The organism is Achromobacter sp. JD-1 (genome assembly GCF_038594925.1).
Taxonomy (GTDB): domain Bacteria; phylum Pseudomonadota; class Gammaproteobacteria; order Burkholderiales; family Burkholderiaceae_B; genus Achromobacter; species Achromobacter spanius_C.
Genome location: NZ_JBCGCS010000025.1, coordinates 54,726 through 80,193 on the forward strand (window position 1 = coordinate 54,726; position 25,468 = coordinate 80,193).

The 25,468-nt window shown below is 63.8% G+C and carries 25 protein-coding genes and 1 pseudogene; 14 read left to right on the top strand and 12 right to left on the bottom strand.

What is annotated here, in order from left to right:
* Positions 1-114: 114 nt before the first annotated feature.
* Complete coding sequence (locus WBR68_RS27140) at positions 115-978, bottom strand: LysR family transcriptional regulator (RefSeq protein ID WP_230695766.1); 864 nt, start codon at positions 976-978, stop codon at positions 115-117.
* Positions 979-1,131: 153 nt separating this feature from the next.
* On the opposite strand from WBR68_RS27140, the gene WBR68_RS27145 reads away from it, so the two are divergent.
* Positions 1,132-2,538, top strand: a complete 1,407-nt coding sequence (locus tag WBR68_RS27145) for an MFS transporter (protein ID WP_230695767.1) — start codon at positions 1,132-1,134, stop codon at positions 2,536-2,538.
* 86 nt (positions 2,539-2,624) lie between these two features.
* On the opposite strand, the gene WBR68_RS27150 is transcribed toward WBR68_RS27145, so the two are convergent.
* The gene (locus WBR68_RS27150) at positions 2,625-3,590 is read right to left on the bottom strand and encodes a Bug family tripartite tricarboxylate transporter substrate binding protein (protein ID WP_127183081.1); all 966 of its coding nucleotides are present in this window, start codon (positions 3,588-3,590) and stop codon (positions 2,625-2,627) included.
* Positions 3,591-3,811: 221 nt separating this feature from the next.
* Between WBR68_RS27150 and WBR68_RS27155 the strand changes: the two genes are divergently transcribed.
* Positions 3,812-5,005 (top strand): acetylornithine transaminase, encoded by a 1,194-nt coding sequence (locus WBR68_RS27155; RefSeq protein WP_050447441.1) that lies wholly within the window; start codon positions 3,812-3,814, stop codon positions 5,003-5,005.
* An 83-nt stretch (positions 5,006-5,088) separates the two neighbouring features.
* Here WBR68_RS27155 and WBR68_RS27160 read toward each other — a convergent pair.
* A pseudogene (locus tag WBR68_RS27160) lies at positions 5,089-5,292 on the bottom strand (HD domain-containing protein); the annotation flags it as partial.
* A gap of 101 nt (positions 5,293-5,393) precedes the next feature.
* Between WBR68_RS27160 and WBR68_RS27165 the strand changes: the two are divergent.
* On the top strand, positions 5,394-6,089 hold the full coding sequence (locus WBR68_RS27165) for an ECF transporter S component (RefSeq protein WP_230695768.1): 696 nt from the start codon (positions 5,394-5,396) through the stop codon (positions 6,087-6,089).
* A gap of 8 nt (positions 6,090-6,097) precedes the next feature.
* Here the strand turns inward: WBR68_RS27165 and WBR68_RS27170 are convergent, their stop codons facing one another.
* Positions 6,098-7,069, bottom strand: coding sequence for an AraC family transcriptional regulator (locus WBR68_RS27170; RefSeq protein WP_230695769.1), 972 nt, complete (start codon positions 7,067-7,069; stop codon positions 6,098-6,100).
* Positions 7,070-7,162: 93 nt separating this feature from the next.
* Here WBR68_RS27170 and WBR68_RS27175 point away from each other — a divergent pair, with 93 nt between their 5' ends.
* Positions 7,163-7,993: an oxidoreductase gene (locus WBR68_RS27175; RefSeq protein WP_230695770.1), complete on the top strand. Its 831-nt coding sequence runs from the start codon at positions 7,163-7,165 to the stop codon at positions 7,991-7,993.
* 92 nt (positions 7,994-8,085) lie between these two features.
* On the opposite strand, the gene WBR68_RS27180 is transcribed toward WBR68_RS27175, so the two are convergent.
* Entirely contained in the window at positions 8,086-8,562 is a 477-nt protein-coding gene (locus WBR68_RS27180; RefSeq protein WP_050447446.1) for a hypothetical protein, read from the bottom strand.
* 266 nt (positions 8,563-8,828) lie between these two features.
* Here WBR68_RS27180 and WBR68_RS27185 point away from each other — a divergent pair, with 266 nt between their 5' ends.
* Complete coding sequence (locus WBR68_RS27185) at positions 8,829-9,161, top strand: hypothetical protein (RefSeq protein ID WP_050447447.1); 333 nt, start codon at positions 8,829-8,831, stop codon at positions 9,159-9,161.
* 36 nt (positions 9,162-9,197) lie between these two features.
* Here the strand turns inward: WBR68_RS27185 and WBR68_RS27190 are convergent, their stop codons facing one another.
* Positions 9,198-9,611, bottom strand: coding sequence for an ASCH domain-containing protein (locus WBR68_RS27190; protein WP_230695771.1), 414 nt, complete (start codon positions 9,609-9,611; stop codon positions 9,198-9,200).
* A 578-nt stretch (positions 9,612-10,189) separates the two neighbouring features.
* On the opposite strand from WBR68_RS27190, the gene WBR68_RS27195 reads away from it, so the two are divergent.
* Genes WBR68_RS27195 through WBR68_RS27205 form a run of 3 tightly spaced genes read left to right on the top strand, consistent with a single transcriptional unit; the run spans position 10,190 to position 13,561 of the window.
* Positions 10,190-12,628 (top strand): mechanosensitive ion channel domain-containing protein, encoded by a 2,439-nt coding sequence (locus tag WBR68_RS27195; protein ID WP_230695780.1) that lies wholly within the window; start codon positions 10,190-10,192, stop codon positions 12,626-12,628.
* The gene (locus tag WBR68_RS27200) at positions 12,606-13,160 is read left to right on the top strand and encodes a helix-turn-helix domain-containing protein (protein ID WP_050447449.1); all 555 of its coding nucleotides are present in this window, start codon (positions 12,606-12,608) and stop codon (positions 13,158-13,160) included. Before WBR68_RS27195 ends, WBR68_RS27200 begins: the two co-directional genes overlap by 23 nt.
* Positions 13,157-13,561 (top strand): VOC family protein, encoded by a 405-nt coding sequence (locus WBR68_RS27205; RefSeq protein WP_230695772.1) that lies wholly within the window; start codon positions 13,157-13,159, stop codon positions 13,559-13,561. The genes WBR68_RS27200 and WBR68_RS27205 overlap by 4 nt, the downstream gene beginning before the upstream one ends.
* Before the next feature lie 24 nt (positions 13,562-13,585).
* On the opposite strand, the gene WBR68_RS27210 is transcribed toward WBR68_RS27205, so the two are convergent.
* Entirely contained in the window at positions 13,586-14,230 is a 645-nt protein-coding gene (locus tag WBR68_RS27210) for a LysE family translocator (RefSeq protein WP_230695773.1), read from the bottom strand.
* 94 nt (positions 14,231-14,324) lie between these two features.
* On the opposite strand from WBR68_RS27210, the gene WBR68_RS27215 reads away from it, so the two are divergent.
* Entirely contained in the window at positions 14,325-14,801 is a 477-nt protein-coding gene (locus tag WBR68_RS27215) for an Lrp/AsnC family transcriptional regulator (protein ID WP_230695774.1), read from the top strand.
* Here the strand turns inward: WBR68_RS27215 and WBR68_RS27220 are convergent.
* Both WBR68_RS27220 and WBR68_RS27225 read right to left on the bottom strand, forming a co-directional pair.
* The gene (locus WBR68_RS27220; RefSeq protein WP_230695775.1) at positions 14,733-16,064 is read right to left on the bottom strand and encodes a sigma-54-dependent transcriptional regulator; all 1,332 of its coding nucleotides are present in this window, start codon (positions 16,062-16,064) and stop codon (positions 14,733-14,735) included. The two genes, WBR68_RS27215 and WBR68_RS27220, sit on opposite strands and share 69 nt — an antisense overlap.
* Positions 16,061-17,449, bottom strand: coding sequence for a sensor histidine kinase (locus tag WBR68_RS27225; RefSeq protein ID WP_230695776.1), 1,389 nt, complete (start codon positions 17,447-17,449; stop codon positions 16,061-16,063). Before WBR68_RS27225 ends, WBR68_RS27220 begins: the two co-directional genes overlap by 4 nt.
* A 367-nt stretch (positions 17,450-17,816) precedes the next feature.
* Here WBR68_RS27225 and WBR68_RS27230 point away from each other — a divergent pair, with 367 nt between their 5' ends.
* The 4 genes from WBR68_RS27230 (at position 17,817) to WBR68_RS27245 (ending at position 21,029) form a co-directional block, all read left to right on the top strand.
* A complete protein-coding gene (locus WBR68_RS27230) occupies positions 17,817-18,302 on the top strand; it encodes a tripartite tricarboxylate transporter TctB family protein (protein ID WP_230695777.1) in 486 nt (161 codons plus the stop codon).
* Positions 18,303-18,305: 3 nt separating this feature from the next.
* Positions 18,306-19,826, top strand: a complete 1,521-nt coding sequence (locus WBR68_RS27235; RefSeq protein WP_050447456.1) for a tripartite tricarboxylate transporter permease — start codon at positions 18,306-18,308, stop codon at positions 19,824-19,826.
* Between the two features lie 68 nt (positions 19,827-19,894).
* Complete coding sequence (locus WBR68_RS27240) at positions 19,895-20,365, top strand: hypothetical protein (protein ID WP_230695778.1); 471 nt, start codon at positions 19,895-19,897, stop codon at positions 20,363-20,365.
* Between the two features lie 49 nt (positions 20,366-20,414).
* Positions 20,415-21,029, top strand: a complete 615-nt coding sequence (locus WBR68_RS27245; protein ID WP_050447458.1) for an ABC transporter ATP-binding protein — start codon at positions 20,415-20,417, stop codon at positions 21,027-21,029.
* A gap of 76 nt (positions 21,030-21,105) precedes the next feature.
* Here the strand turns inward: WBR68_RS27245 and WBR68_RS27250 are convergent, their stop codons facing one another.
* Positions 21,106-21,657, bottom strand: coding sequence for a type 1 glutamine amidotransferase domain-containing protein (locus WBR68_RS27250; protein ID WP_255696301.1), 552 nt, complete (start codon positions 21,655-21,657; stop codon positions 21,106-21,108).
* Between the two features lie 136 nt (positions 21,658-21,793).
* On the opposite strand from WBR68_RS27250, the gene WBR68_RS27255 reads away from it, so the two are divergent.
* A complete protein-coding gene (locus tag WBR68_RS27255) occupies positions 21,794-22,867 on the top strand; it encodes a hypothetical protein (protein ID WP_127183095.1) in 1,074 nt (357 codons plus the stop codon).
* A gap of 24 nt (positions 22,868-22,891) precedes the next feature.
* On the opposite strand, the gene WBR68_RS27260 is transcribed toward WBR68_RS27255, so the two are convergent.
* Together WBR68_RS27260 and WBR68_RS27265 are read right to left on the bottom strand one after the other, a co-directional pair.
* Positions 22,892-23,266: a glutaredoxin family protein gene (locus WBR68_RS27260; protein WP_050447462.1), complete on the bottom strand. Its 375-nt coding sequence runs from the start codon at positions 23,264-23,266 to the stop codon at positions 22,892-22,894.
* 153 nt (positions 23,267-23,419) lie between these two features.
* Positions 23,420-25,447, bottom strand: a complete 2,028-nt coding sequence (locus WBR68_RS27265; protein ID WP_127183097.1) for an acetyl-CoA carboxylase biotin carboxylase subunit — start codon at positions 25,445-25,447, stop codon at positions 23,420-23,422.
* Positions 25,448-25,468: the final 21 nt, after the last annotated feature.

Sequence of the window (25,468 nt, forward strand, 5' to 3'; positions counted from 1 at the left end):
GTGAACCCTGCCCCGATGTGGTGCGCGTCATGCGCCGAATGTGGGCATGAACGGCACCGGTTGGGAGCGTTCGGCGACGGACAGGTTTACCGACCTATGCAGCCCGGGCCGGCGTCACTGTGCGGGCGAATCCGACAGCATCATGTCCGCGATATCCAGCATGGCCCGCAAGCGATCCATATGCCGCAAGTCGTGGTGATAGCCCACCCAGACGTCTCGCATCGGCGGTTGATCCGGCGTGTCGATGCGCTGCAATCCGGCCAGTGCATCGCCCAGCGGCCGTGGCAGCACCGCCAAGCCCAGGCCCCGCAGGCACATCTGCGCCTGGACCGTGCGGTTCGTGCTGGTGAACACCCGCCGGGAGCGCGGGAACGTGTCCAGCACCCAGGCCACGTCGGGAAAATGGGATTGCGCCGTATTCATCAGAATGAGTCCGACGGAAGCCGGATCGTCCTGCAATGCCTGTGCGGTCTCCGCCGATGCATAAAGACCGTATGGGATCCGCATCAGGCGGCGCTGGACAATATCCGGTTCGCTGAAGGGAACGATGCGAAAGGCCACGTCGGCATCGCGCCGTGAAAGATCCAGCAAGCGATAACTGGCAATCACTTCCGGCACCACGGCTGGATGGCGGCGCGCCAACTCAACCAGCACGGGCGCCAGGACATAACCGGCAAACCAGTCCGCTGACGAAATCCGCAGAATGCCTTCAAGGCGCTGGTGGTTGCCGGCCAGACGCCTTTCCATCGACAAGGCGGAATCTTCCATCGATTCCGCCAGCGCCAGCACGTTATCACCCGCATCCGTCAACACCAGGCCGTCCTTCGTTCTACGAAACAGCGCCTGTTGGGCTTCGTCTTCAAGCACCTTGATTCGGCGGCCAATGGTTGGATGGCTTACGCCCAGGCTACGGGCGGCCTCGCCGAAAGATCCGCCACGGGCCACCGCCAGGAAGATGCGTACGTCACTCCATTCCATGCTCCCACCTTCCCGTTCAAATATGTACGAAAAATATACAGAAATGGCAGTGAACAAACAACATTGTGGGTGGCATGATGGCCCCAATCGTTAACGCCCACCCCCGTCCGATCACCTGCGAACCCACTGATTCTCGAACCTCGCGAGCCCGCCATGACCTTGACTCAAACCCGCGCGGTAGCTGCCCCTGACTCGCGCCGCTGGCTTGCCTTGCTTGTCCTTCTGACCGGCACCCTCTTGCCGCCCCTGGACTTCTTCATTGTCAACGTGGCGCTGCCTGCCATCCGCGTTGGCCTGCAAGCCACGTCGGATGTTTCGCAACTGGTGATCTCGGTCTATGCCGCGGCCTATGCCGTCACGCTGATCCTGGGCGGGCGCTTGGGCGATCTTTACGGCCGAAAGCGCGTATTCGTGAGCGGCATGCTTGGCTTTGGCGTTGCTTCGGCATTGTGTGGCCTGGCGCCATCGCCAGACCTGCTTATCGTCGGCCGCTTGCTGCAAGGGATATCGGCGGCGATCATGGCGCCGCAATCGTTGGCGTCCGTTCATGCTCTCTTTCCGGCCAGCGAAAAGAATCGCGCGCTAAGCCTGTATGGCGCGACATTCGGCCTGGCTTCCGTGGGCGGTCAGTTGCTGGGGGGCGTGCTCGTATCGACCAGCCCGTGGGGCTTGGGTTGGCGCAGCGTGTTTCTGATCAACCTTCCCATCATCGTGCTTGCCGTTCCCGCCGCGATGCTGTTGCTGCGTGAAAGCCGAGCCGAGCGTTCGGCGCGCCTGGACGTGCCGGGGGCCTTGCTGCTGGCGGCTGGCTTGCTGGCCCTTGTGGTGCCGCTGATCGAAGGGCGCGAGCGCCACTGGCCAGTATGGTGCGTGGCGCTGCTGATCTTGAGCATGCCCTTGCTGTGGTTCTTCTGGCGCTACGAAAAGGCCCAGGAACTTGCGGGCAGAACGCCCTTGATCCTGCCTTCGCTGTTGGCCGTGCGCGGGCTGCGGCGCAGCCTGGCGTCCACGTTCTTTTTCTATGCGCTTGCCGCGTTCTTCTTCGTGTTCGCGGTGTACGAACAGCACGGCCTGGGACACGACGCCCTGACAGCCGGCCTGGCGATCCTGCCGCTGGGCATTGGCTTCTTCCTTGGGCCGCTGTGCAGCCCGCATATCGTCCGGCGGATCGGGGCACGTACCGCCGCAGTGGGCATGATCCTGGAGGTGTTCGGCCTGATCATGGTTGCGGTCCTGGCCGTTGTCGGCGCGGCGTTCTGGCTGCCGTTGCCCTTGTTCCTGATCGGCGCCGGGCAAGGCATTGCGCTTCCCGCGTTGGTGCGCTTGAACGTGGACCAGGTCGAAACACGTTGGGCCGGGCTGGCGTCGGGCCTGGTGACCGCCACTTTCCAGATCAGCGCCGCCGTAAGCGTCGCCATGATCGGCGGATTGTTCATCACCATCGCGCCTGATGGCGCCAGTGCGCAAGACGTTCGGCTCGGTTTCGCCGCGGCCTCGGTGGCCATAGGTGCGGCGCTCGCACTGGCCGCCGGACTGATCTGGAAGCGTCCGGCAACGTGAAATCGTTCCTGGCCTAGATGCCAGCTTGAAATAAAAAAGCCGCCCCGGACAACGCCCGGAACGGCTTCTTGGCAGCGCCGAGACGCTTAGTCCACCTGCGCGCCCGACTGCTTGACCGCGCGGCCCCACTTGTCCACTTCGGCCGTGATGAACTTGGCCGTGGCTTCAGGTGTCAGCGGCATCGGTTCGGCGCCACGGTCACGCAGGAACTTCTGCATTTCCGGGGTGTTGAGCGCCGCGCCAATCTGCTTGCTCAGGTAGTTGGTCACCTCGGGCGGCGTGTCGCGCGGGGCCAGCACGGCGGCCCAGCCGATGGCCTCGAAACCCGGATAGCCGGATTCAGCCACCGTCGGCACGTCCGGCAATTGCGGCAGGCGCGTGGCGGTGGTGACCGCCAGCGCCACGGCCTTCTTGCTTTGCACGTGCGGCAGGCCGGCCGTAACGGAATCCACCATCAGGGGCACTTGATGCCCCAGGAAGTCCGCCTGCGCCGGGCCGCTGCCCTTGTACGGAATGTGGCGAATATCAATATTGGCGGCCGCCTTGAACATCTCGGCCGACAGGTGCTGCGTGCCGCCGATGCCGGCGCTGGCATAGGCCAGTTCGCCCGGATTGGCGCGCGCCTGGGTCACCAGTTGCTTAAGCGAGGTAATGCCCGAGGCCGGCGTGGCCAGGAACATCAGCGGCACCGAGAACACGCCCGACACCGGCGCGAAATCCTGCGTCAGGCTGTACTTGATGTTCTTGTAGAGCGTCTGGTTGACCGCGGCGGCGCTGCCGGCGATGACCAGCGTGTAGCCGTCCGGCGTGGCGCGGGCGGCCTGCTCCATGCCGATGTTGCTGCCGGCGCCCGCGCGGTTTTCCACCACGATCGGTTGCTTGACGGCGGCGCCCAGCTTTTCAGCCAGGGCACGGGCAAAGATGTCGGTGGCCTGCCCCGGCGGGAAAGGCACAACCAGACGGATGGGGCGGTCGGGGAATTCGGCGTGCGCCGTGGCGCTGGCCGCCGCCAGCGTCAGGCCAGCGGCAAGACTGGAAAGGATACGTTTCATGATTGGTCAGTAAAAAGCGACAACGGAGTGCGCGCGCGGGGCGCGCCACTGCTCATAAAATAGAGCGCCCGATCAGGCGGCCCTTGTGAGGCGGCCCGGGGCGATTCGGCGGGGGGTGCGTCACGATAGCATCCCTCTGTCGGTGCTACATTTGCCTTTTCGCGCTTTCCCTTCGCGAACTTCTTCCTTCACCGCTGTCCTTACCCCCCGCAGGAACCGCCATGGAATTCAGCCAGTTCAACGTCAACACCCTCATGGATATCACTTCCCGCCCGGACCTCGTGTTCGTCAGCGGCAAGGGTTCCTGGCTGGAGGATCACGCGGGCAAGCGATACCTGGACTTCGTGCAGGGCTGGGCCGTGAACACGCTGGGCCACTCGGCCCCGGAAATGCAGCGCGCGCTGGTTGAACAGTCGCAAAAGCTGATGAACCCGTCGCCGGCGTTCTACAACATCCCGTCCATCGAGCTGGCCCAGCGCCTGACCGGCGCGTCCTGCTTTGACCGCGTCTTCTTCGCCAACAGCGGCGGCGAAGCCAACGAAGGCGCCATCAAGCTGGCGCGCAAGTGGGGCCAGGTCAAGAAAAACGGCGCCTACAAGATCATCACCATGAACCACGGCTTCCACGGCCGCACGCTGGCCACGATGTCCGCATCGGGCAAGCCGGGCTGGGACAAGATGTTCGCCCCGCAAGTGGAAGGCTTCCCCAAGGCCGAACTGAACGACCTGGAATCCGTGAAGAAGCTGATCGACGACAAGACCGTCGCCATCATGCTGGAACCGGTGCAGGGCGAAGGCGGCGTCATCCCCGCTACCAAAGAGTTCATGCAAGGCCTGCGCAAGCTGGCCGATGAAAACCAGTTGCTGCTGATCGTGGACGAAGTCCAGACCGGCATGGGCCGCACCGGCAAGATGTTTGCCTACCAGCATTCCGACGTTACGCCCGACATCATGACGCTGGCCAAGGGCATCGGTGGCGGCGTGCCGCTGGCCGCGCTGCTGGCCCGCCAGGACGCCTGCGTGTTCTCGCACGGCGACCAGGGCGGCACGTATAACGGCAACCCGCTGACCACCGCCGTGGGCGTGGCTGTGTTCGACGCCCTGGCCGCCCCGGGCTTCATGGACGCCGTCAACGCGCGTTCCAAGCAGTTGTCCGAAGGCCTGCTGGCCCTGTCGGCCAAGTACGGCATGAAGGGCGAGCGCGGCCAAGGCCTGCTGCGCGCCTTGATCATGGACCGCGACGACGGCCCCGCCATCGTCGAAGCCGCCCGCAACCAGAACCCCCAAGGCCTGCTGCTGAACGCCCCGCGCCCGAACCTGCTGCGCTTCATGCCGGCGCTGAACGTTACGGCCGAAGAAATCGATTTGATGCTGTCGCAACTGGACGCGCTGATCGCGCAGGTGCGCAAGGCTTGATTGATTCAGGTAGGTAGGAAATGAGCAAGGGCCGCAAATTTGCGGCCCTTGTTTTTTGGTGGGACGGGCGTGGGAGGCGTGGGGAGCATCCGCGTGACCCGATTCACATCCACGGCGCCGCCGGCGTACTCGGTCAGGATCAGGGCACACATCGCCAGGTGCCAGGAATGCTCGGCCGAGTTTTCCTTTCTGCTGCGGTCTGACAGCGGGGATTGCCGCACGACGGTCTTGAGCCTGTCGATTTCTCTTAGGAAGGCAAGCTGGCTTTCCAGGGGGTTTGGTGGCATGGGCGGCTACCCGTGAGGTGGAACGTAAAGTGTACGGAAATGCTTGCTGGACGAACACGCCGACCAAGCCCCCGCCAGATTGCCCCGCCGCCTGCGTCGGATTGAACCCCCAAATCAGTTGTATCCTTTTGGCCGTTGTCATCATTCGCGAGGAAGCGCGCGTGCATTGCGAAACTTGTGGGGCCGCGCATCGCGGCCGTGGCCGTCTATGCGACGAATGCACCAAGACCTTGTCCGGCTTTTCCGAGCCCAGCAGACTTCCGCCCCTTGGCGACTTCAATACCGATCAAACTTTCCCCGCGCCTCAGCCGCAACAGCCGCCACCGAAGGACGGCGGCTGGAACGAGCCGCAAAAGCCGCTATCCAAGGAAGGCGGCTGGGATCAACCCGAACTAGTTCGAACCGATGTCATTCCCCTGACGCTGGCCGGCCGCCCAATCAAGCGGGGTTGGCTCACGGCGCTTGGCGCGGCCGGCGTGCTGCTGACAATCGGCGATATAGCCTTCAGATGGGGCGTCTGGTGGTTCTGGCTGTTCGTTCCAAGTGGCATCGCCTTCCTCGTCGGGCGTGGCTTGATGCGCAAGGGCTTCGTCCGCTTAGTGGGCGCCTTCAACTTAGAAGCCGACAAGGCGGGGCGCATCTCTCTCACCACGCTGGGGGGAGACTGCCCGGTGTGCAACGGGGAGATCAAGTTGAAGGACATCGGCCCCAGTCGACACCTCAAGACCGTCATCCAATGCACGTCGGACGACACCCATCAGTGGGCGTTCAACCCCAAGCGCCTGGATAGGCTCTAGCGCCAGCGTCAGTGCGACGACACATACGTGGCGTCGGCAAACGACGCTGGAATCGCAAAACTCTCGCGCATGCGTTTCGCCTCGGCCGCTGGCGTCAAGCCAAAAAGCCGCTTGAACTCGCGGCTGAATTGCGATGTGCTCGTGTAGCCCACGGCATGGCCCGCCGCTTCAGCGGTCAGATCCTGGCGCACCATCAACAGCCTTGCCTGATGTAGCCGCGTTGACTTCACGTACTGCATTGGCGACACCTGAGTAATCGCCTTGAAATGGCTGTGGAAACTGGGAACGCTCATGCCCGCCTGCTTGGCAAGCTGCGCCACATCAAGCGGTTCGGCGTAGTCGGCATGAATCTGCCGTAGCGACCTCCCTATCCTGCCAAACTGCCCTCGCATCGCCAGCGCCTCTCGCATCGCCCCGCCTTGTGGCCCGGTCAGCACGCGGAAGTACAGTTCGCGCAGCAGGCCCGGTCCCAGCACGGCGGCTTCGATTGGCTGGTGCATGGCTTCAAGAAAGCGCAGGACGGAGGCATGCATCTGGTCGTCCATCCGCGTCGACATCATGCTCTGCGGCACGTCTGCCCCATCGCCGATGCCCGCGTTGCCGATCTGCGCGGCCAGCTCGGCTGCCACCGTGAAATCAAGATGCAGATACAGCGCTAGCAACGGGTGTGCGGGTGTTGCATCGGTTTCCATGCTGAAGGGAACCGGTACCGAGACGGCAAGATAATGATCCGCGTCGTACTGGTAGAGCTGCCCGCCAAAGTACCCGCGCTTACGCCCTTGGCACACGATCACGATGCCTGGGTCATACAAAACCGGGGTGCGCGAAAGCGCACGGTCGGAACGCAGGATACGCACGCTGGGCAGCGCGGTCAGGTTATAGCCTTCCGTGGGCGCCAAGTCGCGCAGCAGCGCGACCGTGCGCTTTCGCGTATCGGGCAGCGTGGCCGAATCCTGATCCGGGGTGTAGTCATGGCTCATAGTTTTATGCAAGAAATTCAGCGAATTTCGGCTGATAAGTCGTCTACCGCAAGAATAGTATGCAGTCTCTCTTTCGTATTCTGGAGACGTATCATGGCGTTGAGCAAGATATTTCTGATCACCGGAGTCAGCAGCGGATTCGGCCGCGCGCTGGCGCAAGAAGCGCTGGCCGCTGGCCATACGGTGGTGGGCACGGTAAGAAACGCAGAGGCAAAGCGCGATTTCGAATCGCTTTCCGAAGCGGCCCATGGACGCGTGCTGGACGTCACCCACTTCGACCGCATTGACGATGTCGTGTCCGAAATCGAAACCAGCGTCGGACCCATCGGCGTCCTGGTCAACAACGCGGGCTATGGGCACGAGGGCGTGATGGAAGAATCGCCGCTATCGGAAATGCGCCGACAGTTCGACGTGAACGTATTCGGCGCCGTCGCCATGATGAAGGCAGTGCTGCCCTTCATGCGCGCGCGACGACGTGGCCACATTCTGAACATCACGTCCATGGGCGGACACCTCACCATGCCGGGCATCGCCTATTACTGCGGCAGCAAATTCGCGCTGGAAGGCATATCGGAAAGCCTCGGCAAAGAGGTCAAATCCTTGGGCATCGCCGTCACCGCCGTGGCGCCGGGTTCATTCCGTACCGACTGGGCAGGCCGTTCAATGACACGCACCCCGCGTTCCATCTCGGACTACGACGTCATCTTCGACCCGATCCGGCAGGCGCGTGAAGAGAAAAGCGGCAAGCAGCTTGGCGACCCGGTGAAGGCCGCCCGCGCGATGCTTGCCGCGATCCAGGCTGAGAATCCTCCGGCGCATCTATTGCTTGGCAGCGATGCGTTGATGCTGGTGCGGGCCAAGCTTGCTGCGTTGGAAGGGGAGTTTCAAGCGTGGGAGGCGACTACGGTATCGACGGACGGTTGAAGGCGGGTTGACGATGGAATTTGGCGGCGCGGGGTTCGAGTGTCGCGGGGTTCGAGTGTCAGACTGCAATTCGCAAGCCGAGGACAGGCGTTTCAATACCGCCCTGCCGGAAGGACGTCTTCAAGATAAGCACGCGCGTCGGGCGTGGCTGTCAGCATATGCCGAACCCAGGCCTTGCGCTCATGCGCGGTCACGACCAGTTCCCATACGCAGGCCAGTGCGGGTGCATTGACCGGCGTAAAAACATCGGGCTGCGAATGCGGTGCCGACAGCATGCGCTGGCACAGAATGCCGCCCGTGATCCACCAGTCCACCAATAGCCACACGGCTTCGTCACCAACGTGGGCGATGCAGAAGCCAAGGCCGTGGCTGCGATCGTCGTCGGCATGCTGACTTAGTACATCGCGTACTGAGGCTCGGGCCGAGGCGATGGCGGCTTCGGAAAGAATGGGTTCAACTCCATCCGCGTCGCGATGCATGCCGTAGACCTTGATCGCGTGGCCGGCGGCTTGCCAGGTGTCGAGATAGGCAATGCGGCGGGGAAGATACGGTTCGGGTGGGTGCGCCATCGTCAGCAATAAAGGACGTCGTTAGGAATTGGCCACACTTTAAACCTCGATTCACCGCCGCGTATCCTCCCCGCACTACCGCGACCATCGGTAGGCTGGTGTGGACGCTTCGTCCGCATGCCTACGCACGTCTCAATGGGCGGGCCTGGGCAGGGGTGCGCTAGCCGCACGCCGGTTTCCGACGATACCGGTCTTTCAACCTTGTCCTGTGCCCGCCCACCCCATTTGGAAGTGGGAGGCGGGGCTACTTATCGTCGGAGAAAGTCATGCAATCTCATCCCCTCACTCAAAATCCCTGGTCCAGCGATACCGATCCCGAACTCGGCGTCGTCCCGCTCGCACCTCTTCACCACATGGACCGCACCCGCCATGCCATCGATGCGGTTGCTCGCTTAGTGGGTAATAGCGCGTCTGAACCGGATGCGACCGGCGCCCAGCCTTTGGATGCATGGACGATCGCTGCGCTGATGGGCGGGGTGCGGAGCCTGTGCGATTACTTTGGAACGCTGACCGACGCCATGTTGGAACAAGCGCGCGCGGCTGACGCAAGTCCAAGCGCGGAACATTCCATGCACGGTCGACCTTCGTCGATTCAGTAGGAATCCACCGCCGCTGCACAGAATTCAAGGACGTGGCTAACGCGCAAAGACCTCTACGACGCGAAAGCGCTCGCACACCAGCATCATGTCCGGCGCATATCCGCCGTTGCGTTCAAAGTAGGCAATGTGCGCATCGCGCCAGACGGGGTACGGGCCCTCGCCTTCCGCCAGCGCAAAGGTTTCGTCTACCTGGTCGAAACGCTGGATCAACACGCCGGTGGTTTCGATGACGCAGGCGGGGCGGCCCTGGCCATCCAGCACGACATCGCGCCGGCCCGCTTGCGGCACGGGTTCTTCATCGTCGAAGTGATGCAGCGCGCCGCAAGTGGCCGTCTTCGTACCTGCCAGAACAAGCGCGAGTAATTCGTCGGCGAGTTCGGGCGAATCGCCAAATTGAAACGTTACGGCGTCTTCGTATGGGGCGGGCGGCTTGATGTTTGGTTTGGTCATGGGCAGGGGGATGAGGGTTGAGGGTTGAGGCGTCAGGCTGAGGACAGGCGTTTCAATACCGCCCCGCCGGAAGGACGTCTGCAAGATAAGCGCGCGCGTCGGGCTGGGCCGTCAGCATATGCCGAACCCAGGCGTTGCGTTCATGCGTGGTCACGACCAATTCCCATACGCAGGCCAAGGCCGTGGCTGCGTTCGTCGTTAAGAACTGGTCAGGAAATGCAGTCTGACACATTAATCACACATTAATCCGACGATGGCGGATGACGGTACAGATGGCAATTAATCGGGTGTCAGACTGCAATTTCTGATGTCCTGATGCAGTCTGAAACCTGGCGTTGCGGATCGGGGAACGTGGGCGACCGAGCATGGGGGCGGCGCCATGGGCGATATCATTTGTACATTGCCGGCGTCCCCACCGCGATCGCGCGCCGCGATTTTTGCCCTGATCGCAAGGAGATTTATTAGTGGTTCGATCCGCAACGACAGCATCCGTTTCTTTCCTGCTTCGCAACCATGCCGCCAGCCTTTGGCGGCGTCGACGTGAAAGACCGTGGCTGGCGGCCCTGCTGCTGGCGGTGATGCTGAGTTGCCTGTCGATGCTGTGGCAGGCCCCCGCCACGGCCGCCATGCCCCTGCTGCAAGCCAAGGAACCCGCCGCTTCTTCTTCGGCGCTGACCCCCGCCGCGTTGGCGGATCTGCTGGAAAATCCCGAGGCGCGCAAGGCGCTGGTGGACGAGTTGCGAGCGCAGGCGTCAGGCACCAAGGCGGACCCAGCTCGCCAGTCTGCGGCGGCAAAATCAGGCGAAGCCGCCAAAGCCGCTGAAGCCAAACAAGACGCCGGCATCCCCGGTTTGCAGGCTCGCATGGCCGCTGGCGTGCAGCGTTTCCTGACCGGCGTTGCCGCCGACCTGGGCCAGGGCGTGGACGATATGCGCGCGCTGGCCTCGGGGCGCAACCTGCGGATGGACAGCGGCACGGCGGGCCAAGCCTTGCTGCCCTTGGCGCTGGCCGCTGTGGCGACCATCATCGCCTTCCTTCTGTTGCGCATGATCGCCATGCGGATCTACACCCGCATCGATCGCTGGGTGGCGCAGCAAGGCGCGGGTACAGCGGTCAACGCGCCGCCGCAACACGGCGTGCCGGCCTCAATGCGTGTGCTCATCCGGCGCGGCGGCGCCATTATCGGCGCGGTGGCCATCGACGCGGGCGTGGTCCTGCTGGCGGCCATGGCGGGCGGCGCGGCGGCCCTGTGGGGCACGCCGGGACGCGGCACGCTGGACACGCTGGCGGCGGTATTTCTGCAGGCTTTCGTGGCGGTGGAAATCGTCAAGGTGCTGGTCCGCACCGTATTCGCCGTGCGGCATCCGCATCTGCGCCTGCTGCCCATGGAAGACGAATTGGCCAGGTACTGGAACGGCTGGCTGGTGCGCGTGGTTGCCGCGGCGGGTTACGGCACGCTGCTGATCGACCCGGTGATCTCGGCCACGCTGTCGCCCGCCCTGGGCCGGCTGGCCAATATGGTCATCATGCTGGCGGTGTATGTGTACGCGGTGCGCGTCATCTGGCAGAACCGCCAATCGGTGCGCGAACGGCTTAGCCGCCGTGCCGCCCATGCGACCACGTTCATGGGATCGCGGCTGAATTTCCTGTCGCGCGTGTGGCACGTGCTGGGTATCGGGTACTTCACCATCCTGCTGGTGGTCAGCCAGATTGATCCGACCAACGCGCTGCCTTTCATGGCCCGCGCTACTGCGCAGACCTTGCTGGTCATTGGCGTGAGCAGTCTGCTGGTGCTGTTGCTGAACACCGTACTGGCCAAGCCCATTGCCTTGTCGGCCGACCTGCGGCGACGCTTGCCGATGCTTGAGGCGCGCGTCAACGCCTATGTGCCGGCCTTGTTGAAAGTGCTGGGATGGATCATCCGCATCGTCGCGGTGCTGCTAATTTTTGACGCCTGGCATGCGTTCGACCTCTCCAGCTGGTTGGCCTCGGATGCCGGGGGCGCGGCGATCAAGATGGTGCTTAATGTCGTCATCGTGCTGCTGATTGCGGCACTGGTCTGGACGGTGATTGCCAGCATCATCGAACACCGCCTTAGCCAGAGCGAGGGGCGCGGCATGCCCACCGCGCGCGAGCGCACGCTGCTGGCGCTGTTTCGCAACGCCGCCCTGATCGTCATTGTGACGATGACGCTGATGGTGCTGCTGTCGCAGATCGGTATCGATGTGGCGCCGTTGATTGCGGGCGCCGGTGTGGTGGGTCTGGCGATTGGCTTTGGCGCGCAGAAGCTGGTGCAGGACATCATCACCGGCATTTTCATTCAGCTGGAAAACGGCATGAACGAGAACGACGTGGTGCAGGTGGCCGGTGTGTTCGGCACCGTCGAGAAGATGACGATACGGTCTGTTGGCATACGCACGCTGGACGGCGGTTATCACCTGGTGCCGTTCTCGTCGGTGGATGTGGTGGCCAACCACATGCGTGATTTCTCGTATCACTTGGGCGAATACACCATCGCGCATCGCGAGAGCGTGGACGACGCCATCGAGCATCTGCGCGCGGCCTTCGCCGAGCTGATGACGGACTCGGTGCTGGGCCCGGAAATCCTGGAAGAGATCACCATTGCGGGCGTCACGGCGGTCAACGACAAGGGCGTGACCATTCGCATCCTGATCAAGACCACGCCCGGCATGCAGTGGGCCGTGCAGCGCGGCTATAACCGCTTGTTGAAGAAGCACTTCGACGCCGCCGGCATCGAGCTGCCCTATCCGCACACCGTGGTTTATTTCGGCCAGGACAAGCGGGGCTACGCACCGCCGGCAAATGTGGCGCTGCAAACCGATCGCCCGGACGAAGGCGAGCATGCCCGCGCCGCCGGGCACACCCGCCGCCGTCTGCAGCCAGAGGCCGGCGGCGACGATGCCGCCGAGGTGCTGGGCAACGAGCTGGAGGCGCGCGCGGAGCCGGATTCAGAAGCGGAATCGCCGGATACCCATGCCAAGCCAGGCAAGCAATGATCCGCGGCCGCTTGCCGCTTCCTCGGCAAGCGCCGCGTCCCGGCCCCTGGAGGACGCGGCGCTGCTACGCCGCCTGCTGCGCGCCAAGGACCGTATGGACGCGGCCTCTAGCGAGGCTTGGCCGGTAAGCCGTCTGGCCGAGGTCAGCGGTGTGTCCCCCGCCTATTTCGCGCGCTCGTTCAAGCGCGCGTTCGGGCTGCCGCCGCACCGTTATCTCCTGACCCGCCGGATCGAGCGCGCCATCGCCCTGCTGCGGGATACCGACCTGAGCATTACGGAGATTGCGTTCGACACCGGTTGGCAGAGCCTGGGTACCTTCGGCCGCATCTTCCATGACGTAACCGGCCTTAGCCCGGGGGGGATGCGGGCGCAGTCTCAAGCCCAGCTTCAAGCTGAACCCACGGCGCTTGCCCGTGTTCCCGCCTGTGTGGTCAAGGCCGCGCAACGCCCCGACCTGGGCAGCGCAGTTTTGGAGAAGCGCCGTCGCGCCGCCGCCGCTACATTGCGTGAATCCACCAAGGAGGAGTCATGAGCGAAGGAATCAATGTTGTCGGCTTGTACGTGAACGATCAGGACGAAGCGCTGGCGTTCTACGTCGAAAAATTGGGCTTTCGGGTACACACGGATGTGGGCAATGGCGCCTACCGCTGGCTGACCATCCAGCACCCGGACCAGCCCTCGTTTCAGCTTGGCCTGTTCAAGCCCGGCCCGCCCGTCCACGACGAGGCCACCGCGCAAACCCTGCTTGCGATGGTCGCCAAAGGCGCGATGCCGCCGTTGGTGTTGTCGGTGACGGACTGCCGCGCCAGCTACGCCAGATTGCAGGCGCTTGGCGTTGAGTTCACGCAAGCGCCAACGGAACGTTACGGCAATGTGGACGCCGGGTTCCGCGACCCCGCCGGCAATGGGTGGAAGATGATCCAGGCCGGGTAGTTTTCGCCCCACCCGCCGTGGCGGCTAGGTGACGCTCGCGGCTAGTTGGATGCTCAGGCCCACCAGCGCCAGGCCGGCAAACCGTGTTGCGAGCCGCCTGGCGCCGGGAAACGTTACCAGGCGCAGCGCCACGGCGTTTCCAATAAGCACCAGCGCGCCTTGATAGAGCAGGCTAAGCACGGTCACATGCAGCATCATGACTGCCAGCGTCAGCGTGGATGCCGCTGGTTTGAGAAACAAGGGAAAGAACGCGACGAAGAACAGGATCACCTTGGGGTTGGTCAGGCTCACCATGAACGCCCGCCGAAAATACACCCAGGGCGATCGATCGCGCCCGTGTTCCTGATCCTGCGCACTGGGACGTGTGCGGATCAGTTGCGCACCCAGCCATAGCAGATACGCCACCCCGGCCCATTGCAAGCCTTGAAAGACCAGCGGATGCGTCCGCATGATCGCGGCCAGGCCAGCGGCGGCGGCGACCATGAACAGGAAGTCGCCCGCAATCGTGCCCAGCACCGCAGCCATGCCGGCGCCCTTGCCATGGCGCGCCGTGGCGTCAAGGATGGCGATGGTGCCCGCGCCGGGGATGGCCTGGAATACCAGGATGGCCAGGATGAAACTGCCGTAGTGCTGGATGTCGAGCATGTCGCGTCGGGGTCGGGTTTGCACAGCACCGATTATCCCGTTCGTGGTGTGGCCCGATACAGCGCATTTTTTTGGTAGATGCTAAATTTATCCGTCAGTTTTCTGGTGAAAATGCGTCATGGCAAGAACGGATAAAAACGAAATGGACGATGTGGCCTGGCGTTTGCTGCGAGCGCTGCAGCTTGACGCGCGCGCGCCCTTGAAGACGCTTGCCGAGGCCGCCGGCCTGTCTGTCGCGGCCACGGCCGAGCGGCTCAAGCGGCTGCAGGATGCCGGCATCGCGCAACGTTTCACGCTTGAGGTGGATGCGTCAAAAGTCGGCTATCCGGTAAAGGCGATAGTCGGCATCACCGCCACCCAGCCCGGCAAGAAAGCCCTGCTTGAGCGACTGCGCCATGCGCCTGAAGTGCTGGAATGCCACCATGTGGCTGGGGCGGATTCCTACCTGATGACGGTGGTGGCCACGGGCTTGATGGACCTTGAGCGTTTTATCGGAACCATCAACATGTATGGCGAAACGCGAACCTCAATCATCTTCTCCACCCCCATCGAGCGCCGTGGCCTGGTCCCGCCCGGCACGCAGCTTCTTCCATAAGGTGGTGCGCGAAATGCCCAGCCGTTTTGCCGCCAGCCCCATGTGGCCGCCGGATTCTGAAACGGCTTGCTGAATGGCGCGTTGCTCGGCGTCCAGGCGGGTCGTGGCCAGATCCGGTTTCTCCGTAAGTCGTCTTTCAGGAAACAGGTCGCTGGCATGTAGCGTGTCGTCGTCGATCATGACGAGGGCGCGCGCGATCCGGTTCTTCATTTCTCGGATATTGCCGGGCCAGGCATGGTCATGCATCGCCTGCATGGCATCCGGCGAAAACGTGACGCCCGTCGTGGGCTGTTCGTCCAACAAGGCGCTGGCCAGTACCTCGATCGCGCCCGGCCGGCTTCTAAGCGGCAAGGTCGCAATTCTTGCCACGGCAAGCCGATAGAAGAGATCGGCGCGAAACGTCCCCTGCGCCATTGCCGCTTCCAGATCCGCGCAAGTGCTGGCCAGCACGCGGCACTGCGTCTGGCGGCTGGTGGATTCACCCAAGGGCCGGTACTCGCCGTTTTCCAGCACGCGCAACAGGGCGGCTTGCGCTCTGGGCGTGAGCTCGGCCACTTCATCCAGATACAGGGTGCCGCCCGCGGCTTCGGAAAACAGCCCTGCCCGCGCTGCGCTGGCGCCGCTGAAGGCGCCCTTCGCATGTCCGAACAACAGGCTCTCGACCAAGTCGGCTGTCAGCGTGGCGCAATTGACCGCGACGAAGGGGCCGGCTGAAAACGCCGAGCGCGCGTGGACATAGCGTGCCGCGCGGTCTTTGCCGGTTCCGGTTTCGCCTTCAAAGAGCACCGGCAAGGCGCTGGCCGCGAGCCGTTCAAGTTCCTGCGCGGTGTCGTGGGCCGTGGCGTCAAGCGCAAACGGATTCTCCAGCACGGCAGGGCTGCCACTGGCGGGCTGGGCGGCGATCACCGTTCGTATGCGGGCAACCAGCGCATCGGCGTCATAGGGCTTGGTCAGATAATCATTCGCGCCGGCGGCAACCAGGCGCACGGCCTGCGCAATGTCTCCATAGGCCGTGGCAAAGACCACGGTGGTGCGCGCCAGATGCGGAATCAGGCGGCGGTACAGGTCTTCGCCCGATCCGTCCGGCAGCCGGATATCGGCAAGCAGGAAGGCGGGCCGCATGCGCGTTCGGCGGAACAGCTCGACAGCCTGTGCGCAGCTTTGCACCCATTGTGCCGAGATGCCCTCCAGGCGCAAGCGCTGCAAGAGCGCCGCGCCCAGCAAGGCGTCATCTTCAATGAGCAGTACCTGTATGTCGTTCACGGCAAGGGTTCCTCTGTGGCGAAGGGCAGGCGCACCGAGATGCGCGTGCCGTTTTCAACGCGCGTTACGCGCAGATGGCCCTTCAGGCTTGTGATCAGGTCCGCAACGATGCGCAGCCCCATGCCGTCGCCCTCGGACGGGTGGCCGGCCAACGCGCGTTGCGCGGCGATCGGCAAGCCGGAGCCACCGTCTGCCACGTGCAGCGTCAATGCGCCGCGCCTGGCCCGCGCCAACACCCGCACCAGTTCGCCGGGCGGAGAGGCCTGGATCGCGTTCAGCACCAGATTAAGCAGCACCTGCCGAACCGCACCGGCGGGCAGCGCCAGAGGCTGGTCGGCGTGCATGCCTTCGCAATGCAGTTGTACTCGAACCCCCGCCTTGCCGGCCTGCGCGTCCACCATCAATCGGATGTCGGCAATGTCTTCCTGGCGCAGCCATGCGTTGCCAGGGCGAAACGTGCGCAGGCTGGCGTCCACCACGGCTTGCAGCGCCTGCACACCGCGTTCGATGAAATCCAGTGACTCACTTCTGGCATCCGGGCGTTCGCCGAATTGGCGCAAGGTCTGCACCGCCGTACGCAAGCCGCCCAGCGGGTTGCGTACCTCGTGGGCCAGCGCCGCCGACATGCGGCCCAGCACCGCTTCACGTTCGATGCGTGCGTTGCGTTCCGCCAGCGCCTCGCGTTCCAGCGCGCTGTCCACCATGCCGTTGTAGGCCGACAGCAGATCCACGATCTCGGGGTCGGCCGTATGGATTTCCCGGGTGGCCAGGCGTTTCGGTGGTCGGGCGCGCATGGCTTCGGTCAATGAAATGATGGGGCGTTGCAGCCGCTTGGCCATGCCAAAACAAAGCGCCGCGCCGAACAGGCTGATGGTCAGACCCAGCAAGCCCAGCTCAAGCGCCAGTTCCTTGCGCTGCCGATGAAAATCGCTGACGTCCAGGTTGGCCACCAAGGTGCCCAGCCTTGGCTGCTTGCTATCCAGCAGGCGCCACGTCCACACCCCGTTCGAGCGCGGGCTGATCAAGGTGCCGGACGGCGCGGCAAGTGCTTCCAGGGGAACGCTTTCCACATTGGGATAGCGCGCCACGTGCGCAAGCAGATGCTGGTCCGGCGTTACCACGGCAAGCGTCCGATCCACCACGCCCAGATGCGTGTCCAACGCCCGATTCAGCACGTCGACCATGTGCTGCGAGTCGGCTGCGCGCACGGCGGGCAGGATCGCGGCCGACAAGCCGTCCAGATACACCTGACCCAAGTTGGCGATCTGCCTGTCGAACTGCCTGGAAACGCCGTGCAGCGCCAAGGAGATAAGCGCGGCGGAGATCACAAGAAACAGCAGTGAGACCGCGAGCGGAATGCGCGAGGTAAGAGACAGGCGGAGCATGACGGCGCTTCTGGACCACGAAAACGGAATTATGCCTGGGTACATGCGGCTACCGGATTTGCAAAAAATGGAAAGCGTGTGCCCCTTGGGAAAAATCCGTGCCAGCCATGAATGGCGCTTGGTACTGCCCTGCGGGCGAGGCCAGGCGATCGTGCCGCGATGTTCACTTTTGTGAACATCGCCTGAACACGATGGTTCATTCGTGTTCAGGCGGGCCGCCCGCCGACCACCGCGTTCATGGTTATCCCGTATGGCTGCGCACTCGGCGTGAAAGCCGTTTGGAAGGCGCCCTCCTTAAAGTGCCCGCTCCTTCAGCGTGCGCGGTTGCATGGCCGAAGCAAGTCAACAACAAACCGGGGAGCAAGCCGTGGGCAGCACCATATTCTCTAGAAAGCGCGATCTGTGGGGAGGTGCGTTCATAGCACTCTGCGGCGCGCTCACCATTCTTGAAGCCACGTCGTACAACATCGGAGAGCTGGCCCGGATGGGGCCAGGCTACTTCCCCATGATGGTCGGCTGCTTTCTGGTGGCGCTGGGCATTCTGATTCCGCTTAGCCCCGACCCCGACGAGGTGCAGGAAGACCTGATCGAAGAACATCTGCCGCAACCGTCGCGCCGCGATCGCCTTCGTGGCATGGCCTGCATTGCGGCGGGTATTGCGCTGTTCATCATCCTGGGCAGCTTCGTGGGCTTCCTGCCCGCCACCTTTGCGCTGGTGTTCGTGTCGGCGCTGGGCGATACGTCGAATTCCATCAAGTCCGCGGCCATTCTGGCTATTGCGATGACGGTGTTCGGCGCGCTTGTGTTCTCGTGGGCGCTGCAACTGCAGTTCCCGATGCTGCGCTGGGGGTAAGCCATGGATTTGTTCGATAACGTATTGCACGGCTTTTCCGTGGCGCTGCAGTGGGAGAACCTGCTGTGGTCGCTGTTCGGCGTCTTCATGGGCAACATGATCGGCGTGCTGCCGGGCATGGGCGTGCTGGCCGCCATTTCCATCCTGCTTCCGCTTACCTACGCGATGACGCCGGTGGCCGCATTGATGATGCTGGCCGGCATTTATTACGGTGCGCAGTACGGTGGCGGCATCACTTGCATTCTGCTCAACCTGCCGGGCACGCCTTCCCATGCGGTGACCTGCCTGGACGGCAATCCGCTGGCGCGGCAAGGCAAGTCCGGGTCGGCCTTGTTCATGCTGGTCATGTCGTCATTCGTGGGCGCCAGCGTGGGCATCGTCATCATGATTCTGTTCTCGCCCTTGCTGGTTGAAGTGGCGTTTCAGTTCGGGCCGGCCGAATACTTTTCCATGATGATGTTGGGCCTGTTCGCCGGGGCAACCCTGGCGAAGGGTTCGGCCATCAAGGGCATCGCCATGGTGTTCCTGGGCTTGCTGCTGGGCGTGGTGGGCACCGACGTCAACACTGGCACCATCCGCTATGCCTTCGGCGTGATTGAACTCAGCGATGGCGTGCAGTTGGTGGCGTTGGCGATGGGCCTGTTCGGCTTGGCGGATTTCTTTGCCAACGTCAATCGCATTGGCAAGGCCACGACCGTGGGCGCCGGCCCCAAGATGTCGGTACGGCCGGAACCGGGCGACATCAAGAAATCGGCCATGCCGATTGCGCGTGGCAGCGCCATTGGCGCGGTGTTGGGCATCCTGCCGGGCACGGGGGCAACCATCGCGTCGTTCATGTCGTATGCGGTCGAGAAGCGCGTGTCGAAGACGCCGAAGCGCTTTGGCAATGGCGCCATCGAAGGGGTGGCGGGACCCGAAGCGGCAAACAATTCCGCCGCGCAGACGAGCTTCATCCCGACCATGAGCCTGGGCATTCCCGGCGACTCCGTGATGGCCTTGATGCTGGGTGCGCTGATCATTCACGGCATCCAGCCTGGCCCGCAGATGGTGACCGAGCACGCCGATTTGTTCTGGGGGCTGATCGCCAGCTTCTGGATTGGCAACATCATGCTGGTGGTGATGAACCTGCCCTTGATCGGCATGTGGGCAAGGCTCTTGAAAGTGCCCTACAAGTATCTGTTCCCGTCCGCGCTGTTCTTTGTCTGCGTCGGCGTGTACAGCACCAACAACAACCTGTTCGATGTGGGCATGGTGCTGATGCTTGGGCTGGTGGGCTACCTGTTCCTGAAGCTGCGCTTTTCGCCTGCGCCGCTGTTGCTGGGTTTTGTGCTGGGGCCGATGGTTGAAGAGAACTTCCGCCGCGCCTTGTTGCTGTCGCGCGGCAGCATGAGCGTGTTCGTTGACCGCCCGATCAGCGCGGGCTTCATCTACGCCATCGCGGCGCTTGCCATCTGGCTGGTGTTCTCCACGGTGCGCAACCGGAAGAAGGTGCGCGCATTGGAGCAGGCGCAGGCGCAGGCCTGATCACGCCACGCAGGCGGGGCTGAACGGGGGCCATTCGTGGGCCCCCTTTCGATTAACGGGAGGGCGTCGTGAAGCAATGGGCGCGCGGTCCACGCGTTGATGAACCGGGGGCGCTGACGGTGGTGCGTGAGCTTGCCTTTGTTGAGCTGATTGAACTGCTTGAATTCAGCCATCTGCGCTTGGACGCGTCGGCTCAAGGGTCGGGAACGGCGTGGGTCGGCACGCAGGAATGGCAGCGCCGTATCGACGGCAAATCCAGCGCCCCTGGCGCGGTCTACGTCTGCACCACGGTGGAGGCGCTACGCGACGCCGTCTTGGCGCCTGAACATGCCGAGCTGAAGATCGACATGCCTACGCAAAGCCGCGTCCGCCTGCGCACCCTGTCCACGCGGCAGGGTGCGTCGCAAGCGTGCCTGCGCGTCGACCTGCAAGCCCTGATCCGGCGTGTGCTGGTGCCGGCGAGCGCGCCCGCGCATCTGTTCGAGCTGGTCAAGCACGTTGTCATGACACGGCTTTGGGTGGAAGTGGCGCGCGTTTGAGCCGGCGTTCCGTGTCCCGCAAGCCTGCGCATGGATTAAACTTTCCGCCATGCTACGCATCGACAATCTCAGCAAGCGCTACGGCGACTACCTTGTATTCCAGGGCCTGACCCACACTTTTCAGCCGGGATGCATGGCGCTGTGCGAAGAAGACAGCACCGGCAAGTCCAGCTTGCTGGGCATCATCGCGGGCGTGATCGCGCCGGATGGCGGGGACGTCTACATCGATGGCCATTCGCTAGCCAACGCACCGCAACAAGCCCGCGCCCGACTGGCCTATGTGCCGGATAACTGCATGGCGTTTCCCACGCAGACCGGACGCGAATTCCTGCTGAACGCCGCCGCCGAAAAGAATGTAAGCCTGGACGGTAGCGTGCTGGACCTGGCGTTTCGCCTGGGGTTGGAACCGCATCTGGACAAGCGCTTCGAGCAGATGTCGACCGGGTCCCGGCGCAAGGTGTACCTGGCGGCCGCCGCGCTGGGCGACCCGGCCGTCGTCGTCGCGGATGGGCCCAGCAGCGGCCTGGATGCGCAGGCGCGCGGAGTGTTGGCCGAAGTTTTCACGACCTGGGCGCGCGACCGCGTCGTGCTGTTCGCCAGCCATGACCCCGAGCTGGTGCAGGCGTGTAAGGCGCGCACACTGAACGTTGCCGACCTGCGCTAGCCGCGCCTCGGTTGAACGGGCCGAGTCCCGACCCGCGCTTCGATCACGCTGGCCCTGCGCTGGTCTAACCCGCGCGTCAGCGCTTGGATGCCTGCAAGACCTCGATGAATGCGCGGCTGAACGCCGGGATGTCATCGGGCTTGCGGCTGGACACCAGCGTGCCATCAACCACGACTTCCTGATCCACCCAGTTGGCCCCCGCGTTGCGCAGGTCGTCCTGTAGCGACGGCCAACTGGTCATGGTGCGGCCTTGCACCACGCCGGACGACACCAGCAGCCATGCGCCGTGGCAGATGACGGCCACGGGTTTGCCGGCGTCGAACATGGCGCGCACGAACGCCTGCGCCTTGGGGTGCATGCGGATCTCGTCGCTGTTGACGACGCCGCCGGGCAATAGCAGCCCGTCGAACACCGAAGGTTCGGCTTCGGCTTGCGCGAATATCAGATCCACCGGAAAGCGGTCGCCGGGTTTGTCGTGATGCATGCCCAGGATGGGGTCATTGCGCGCCGATACCAGTACCGTGCGGGCGCCTTCGGCTTGCAGCCGATCACGCGGACCGGTCAGTTCTACCTGTTCGAACCCATCGACGGCCAGTATCGCGATGTTTACCTCGTTGAGTGTTGCCATGATTGCTCCCTGTTTTGCTTGCTGCATCGATTGCGCAGCAAGCGCCATGCCAAGGGCGCGCGCCGCATCGGGATATCATGCGGATTCGATTGCGATGCCGCCTCCCTTTATCAATGTGAATAAGGAACGACGAACGATGCCGCTTTCCACCGTGCTTGCCCGCGTGTGCCTGTTGGGCTTGATGTTTCCGCCGTTAGCCCTTGCCCTGCCACCCGTCGGCCCTGAAGTGGCCGCCGCCGAAGCCAAGCGTGCCGAGCGGCAGCGCATGATCGGTGACAAGTTGGTGGGCGACGCACCGCAGGACATGGCGCTGCTGGTGATACCCACTGCCAACCTTGACGCTCAGGCGGGGCGCAATTTCGACGACCCAGCCGTACGCGATGCCTACGCGCGACAAAGCAGTGTGTTGATGCACTGGGAACACACGAAGGAAAAGGGCTTTTTTGGGATCACCGCGGGGCCGGGCAAGCACAAATTTTCCAAGGCCGACCTCGGGCCGATATTCCAGACGACGCGGGGCGAGCTCGCGTATCAGGTGATTCCGGTGTGGCCGGGGGAATATCGGCTGACGCGCATCACGTATCAACTACCGCGCACCGACATGCCCACATTGGACCCGTATCTGGAGGTCCTGGACATGAAAAGAGAAATGGCTTTTGTAACGGTGCGCGAGCGTGTCGACTTTGATTTCACAACGATCAGCCCCTGGCCACGTTACGACAAAGAGACCGACGACGGCCTGGGCCAGGGGTGCACGGTGGTGATGCGCCTGGGCGGCGGTTGCGACGAGGCGGCGCGGGCATTGCGCTGGCAGCGGGACGCCGCGCGTGCGGTCGATGCGGGCGCCGCGGAAGTGGTGGAGGTGCCCGGGATGGATGTCGACCTGTCCTTTGCGCCGATCGCCTCGATCACCCTGGAGAAAGGCGACGTGGTGCTCACCGACGGCTTTGTGTTGCCGGACGGGCAGCCGGTCATCGACAAGGATATGTGCGGCTATGCCGAGAAGCAAAGGACCTGCGGGCTGGAATCCTTGCTCGTGCGGCGCCTGCCCGCCAGCATCCAGGATTTCCGGCAAGCGCCTAGCGCCGCCAGCTTCGATATGCCGAAGCTTGAGGCGGCGTTGCAAAGCCTGGAGTATCGGGCGCCCACAATGCTTGTCAAACCCGCCAACAAGGCGACGCCGAATGTGATTCGGGCGGAACGGAGGTAGCGACGCTATCCGCGCCTGGCCAACTCAGGCCACGCCCGCGAAGCGCTTGTCCAGGTAGGCGATGATCTCGCTGGATTCATACATCCAGCGCGTGCCGCCGGCTTCTTCGATGCGCAGGCAAGGCACCTTGACCTTGCCGCCGCCGGCCAGCAGTTGTTCACGGGCCTGGGGGTCGTTCTTGGCGTCGTGCAGCGTTACCGGCACGTTCAAGCGATGCATGGCGCGTCGTGTTTTCACGCAGAACGGGCAGGCGTGGAACTGATAGAGCGACAGCGCGGCGGCTTCAGCGTTTACCGTGGCCTGGCCTTGTGCTGATCGTTGTTGCGGGCGCGGACGCGTCAGCGCGTCGCCAAGAACGATCAGTTGACCCAGGCCGACACGCAAGGCTTTGACAAACATGGATGTTCAACTCAAACAAAGGAAAGAGGCGGTCAGTCTACTCTTTTGCCGACTCCTGCCCCTGCAAGGTCCTCAGCGCGCTGACGGCATCCACAGCGCCCCAAGGGTCCATGTTCCACATCGACGATGCCCCGATCATCGATGCCCGGCGGGCTAGCCCCCGATCGACACCAGTTCCGCACCTTCGGTCACCTGGTCGCCCACGCCATAGAACACTTCTTCGACCTTGCCATCGGCGGGCGCGGAAATCGTGTGCTCCATCTTCATGGCTTCCATCACCAACAGCGGTTGGCCTTTCTCGACGGTGTCGCCGGCCTTGACCGAGATCGAGATGATCTTGCCCGGCATCGGCGCCGTCAGGCCGCCGCCATGCTCGCCCTGGGTGTCCTGGGCATGCGCCAAGGGGTCATACAGCTCCAGCACATGCACGCCGTTGTCGCCAAAGACGTGGGCGCGGTCGGCATGCAGCACGACGGTGCCGGCGTGCTCGTGGCCGGCCAGCGTGATGCGCAGGCCGTAGGCCAGGTTGGGGTTGGCGCTGGCATGCGAGCGCCACAGGAACGGTTGCGGACCCGCACCGGTATCCAGCGTCCACGCACCGTCTTGGCGGGCCACGGTGACGCGGCGCGCTTCGCCGTTGTCCACCCATTGCAGATGTCGGTGATACTGCCCGCCCAGCCGCCAGCCGTCGCGCGCGTCCCAGGGGTCGGCGGGGCCTTTGCCGGCGGCCTGCACGCCGGGCTGGGCCAGGCCCAGCCGCACCAGCACGGCGGCCGAGGCCAGCGCCAGCGTGGCGTCGTTGGCGGCCTGTGGTTCGGGCAGCAGCGTGGCGCGCTGGCGTTCGATCAAGCCAGTGTCCAGGTCGGCCGCTGCAAACGCGGTGTCTTTCATCAGCCGCGACAGAAAGGCCACGTTGGTCTGCACGCCCACGGCCTGCGTTTGCGCCAGCGCTTGCAGCATGCGGGCGCGGGCCTGGTCGCGGTCGGCGCCGTGCACGATCAGCTTGGCAATCATGGGGTCATAGAACGGCGTGATCGTGTCGCCCGTGCGTACGCCGCCATCCACGCGAATGTCGGCGTTGGTGAACGCGCTGTGCGGCGGCAGGCCCAGATAAGCCAGGGTGCCGATCGACGGCAGAAAGCCCTTTTCCGGGTTCTCGGCGTAGATGCGGGCTTCGATGGCATGGCCATTGATGCGCAGATCTTCCTGGCGCGCCGGCAGCGGCTGGCCGGCGGCCACGCGCAACTGCCATTCCACCAGATCGTGGCCGGTGATCATTTCGGTGACCGGGTGTTCCACTTGCAGGCGCGTGTTCATTTCCATGAAGTAGAAGCGGCCGTCCGGCTCGGCAATGAACTCCACCGTGCCCGCGCCCACGTAGCCCACGGCGCGCGCGGCGGCCACGGCGGCTTCGCCCATGGCGCGACGGCGCTCTTCGGTCATGCCGGGGGCGGGGGCTTCTTCGATCACTTTCTGGTGGCGGCGCTGTACCGAGCAGTCGCGTTCGAACAGGTAGACGCAATTGCCATGCGTGTCCGCGAATACCTGGATTTCAATGTGGCGCGGCTTTTGCAGATAGCGTTCGATCAGTACGCGGTCATCGCCAAAGCTGGATGCCGCTTCACGTTGGCACGAGGCCAGTGCGTCCAGGAAGGCGCCGGATGATTCCACCACGCGCATGCCCTTGCCACCGCCGCCCGCGCTGGCCTTGATCAGCACGGGGTAGCCGATGCCGTCGGCCTGGGTCTTCAGGAATTGCGGGTCCTGGTTGTCGCCGTGGTAGCCGGGCACCAGCGGCACGCCGGCTTTGTCCATCAATGACTTGGCGGCCGACTTGCTGCCCATGGCGGCAATGGCGGATGCGGGCGGGCCCACGAAGGCGATGCCGGCCTTTTCAGCGGCTTCGGCAAAGGCTTCGTTTTCCGACAGAAAGCCGTAGCCGGGGTGGATGGCGCCCGCGCCGGTATCCAGCGCGGCTTGCAGGATGGCGTCGGCGCGCAGGTAGCTGGCGCGCGGCTCCGATCCGCCGATGTACACGGCTTGATCGCAGGCGGCCACGTGGCGCGCGTTGGCGTCCGCGTCCGAGTACACAGCAACGGTGCGGATGCCCATGCGGCGGGCGGTGGCGGCGACGCGGCAGGCGATTTCGCCGCGATTGGCAATCAGCAAAGTGTCGAACATGAATGTCATCCTGGCTGTAAT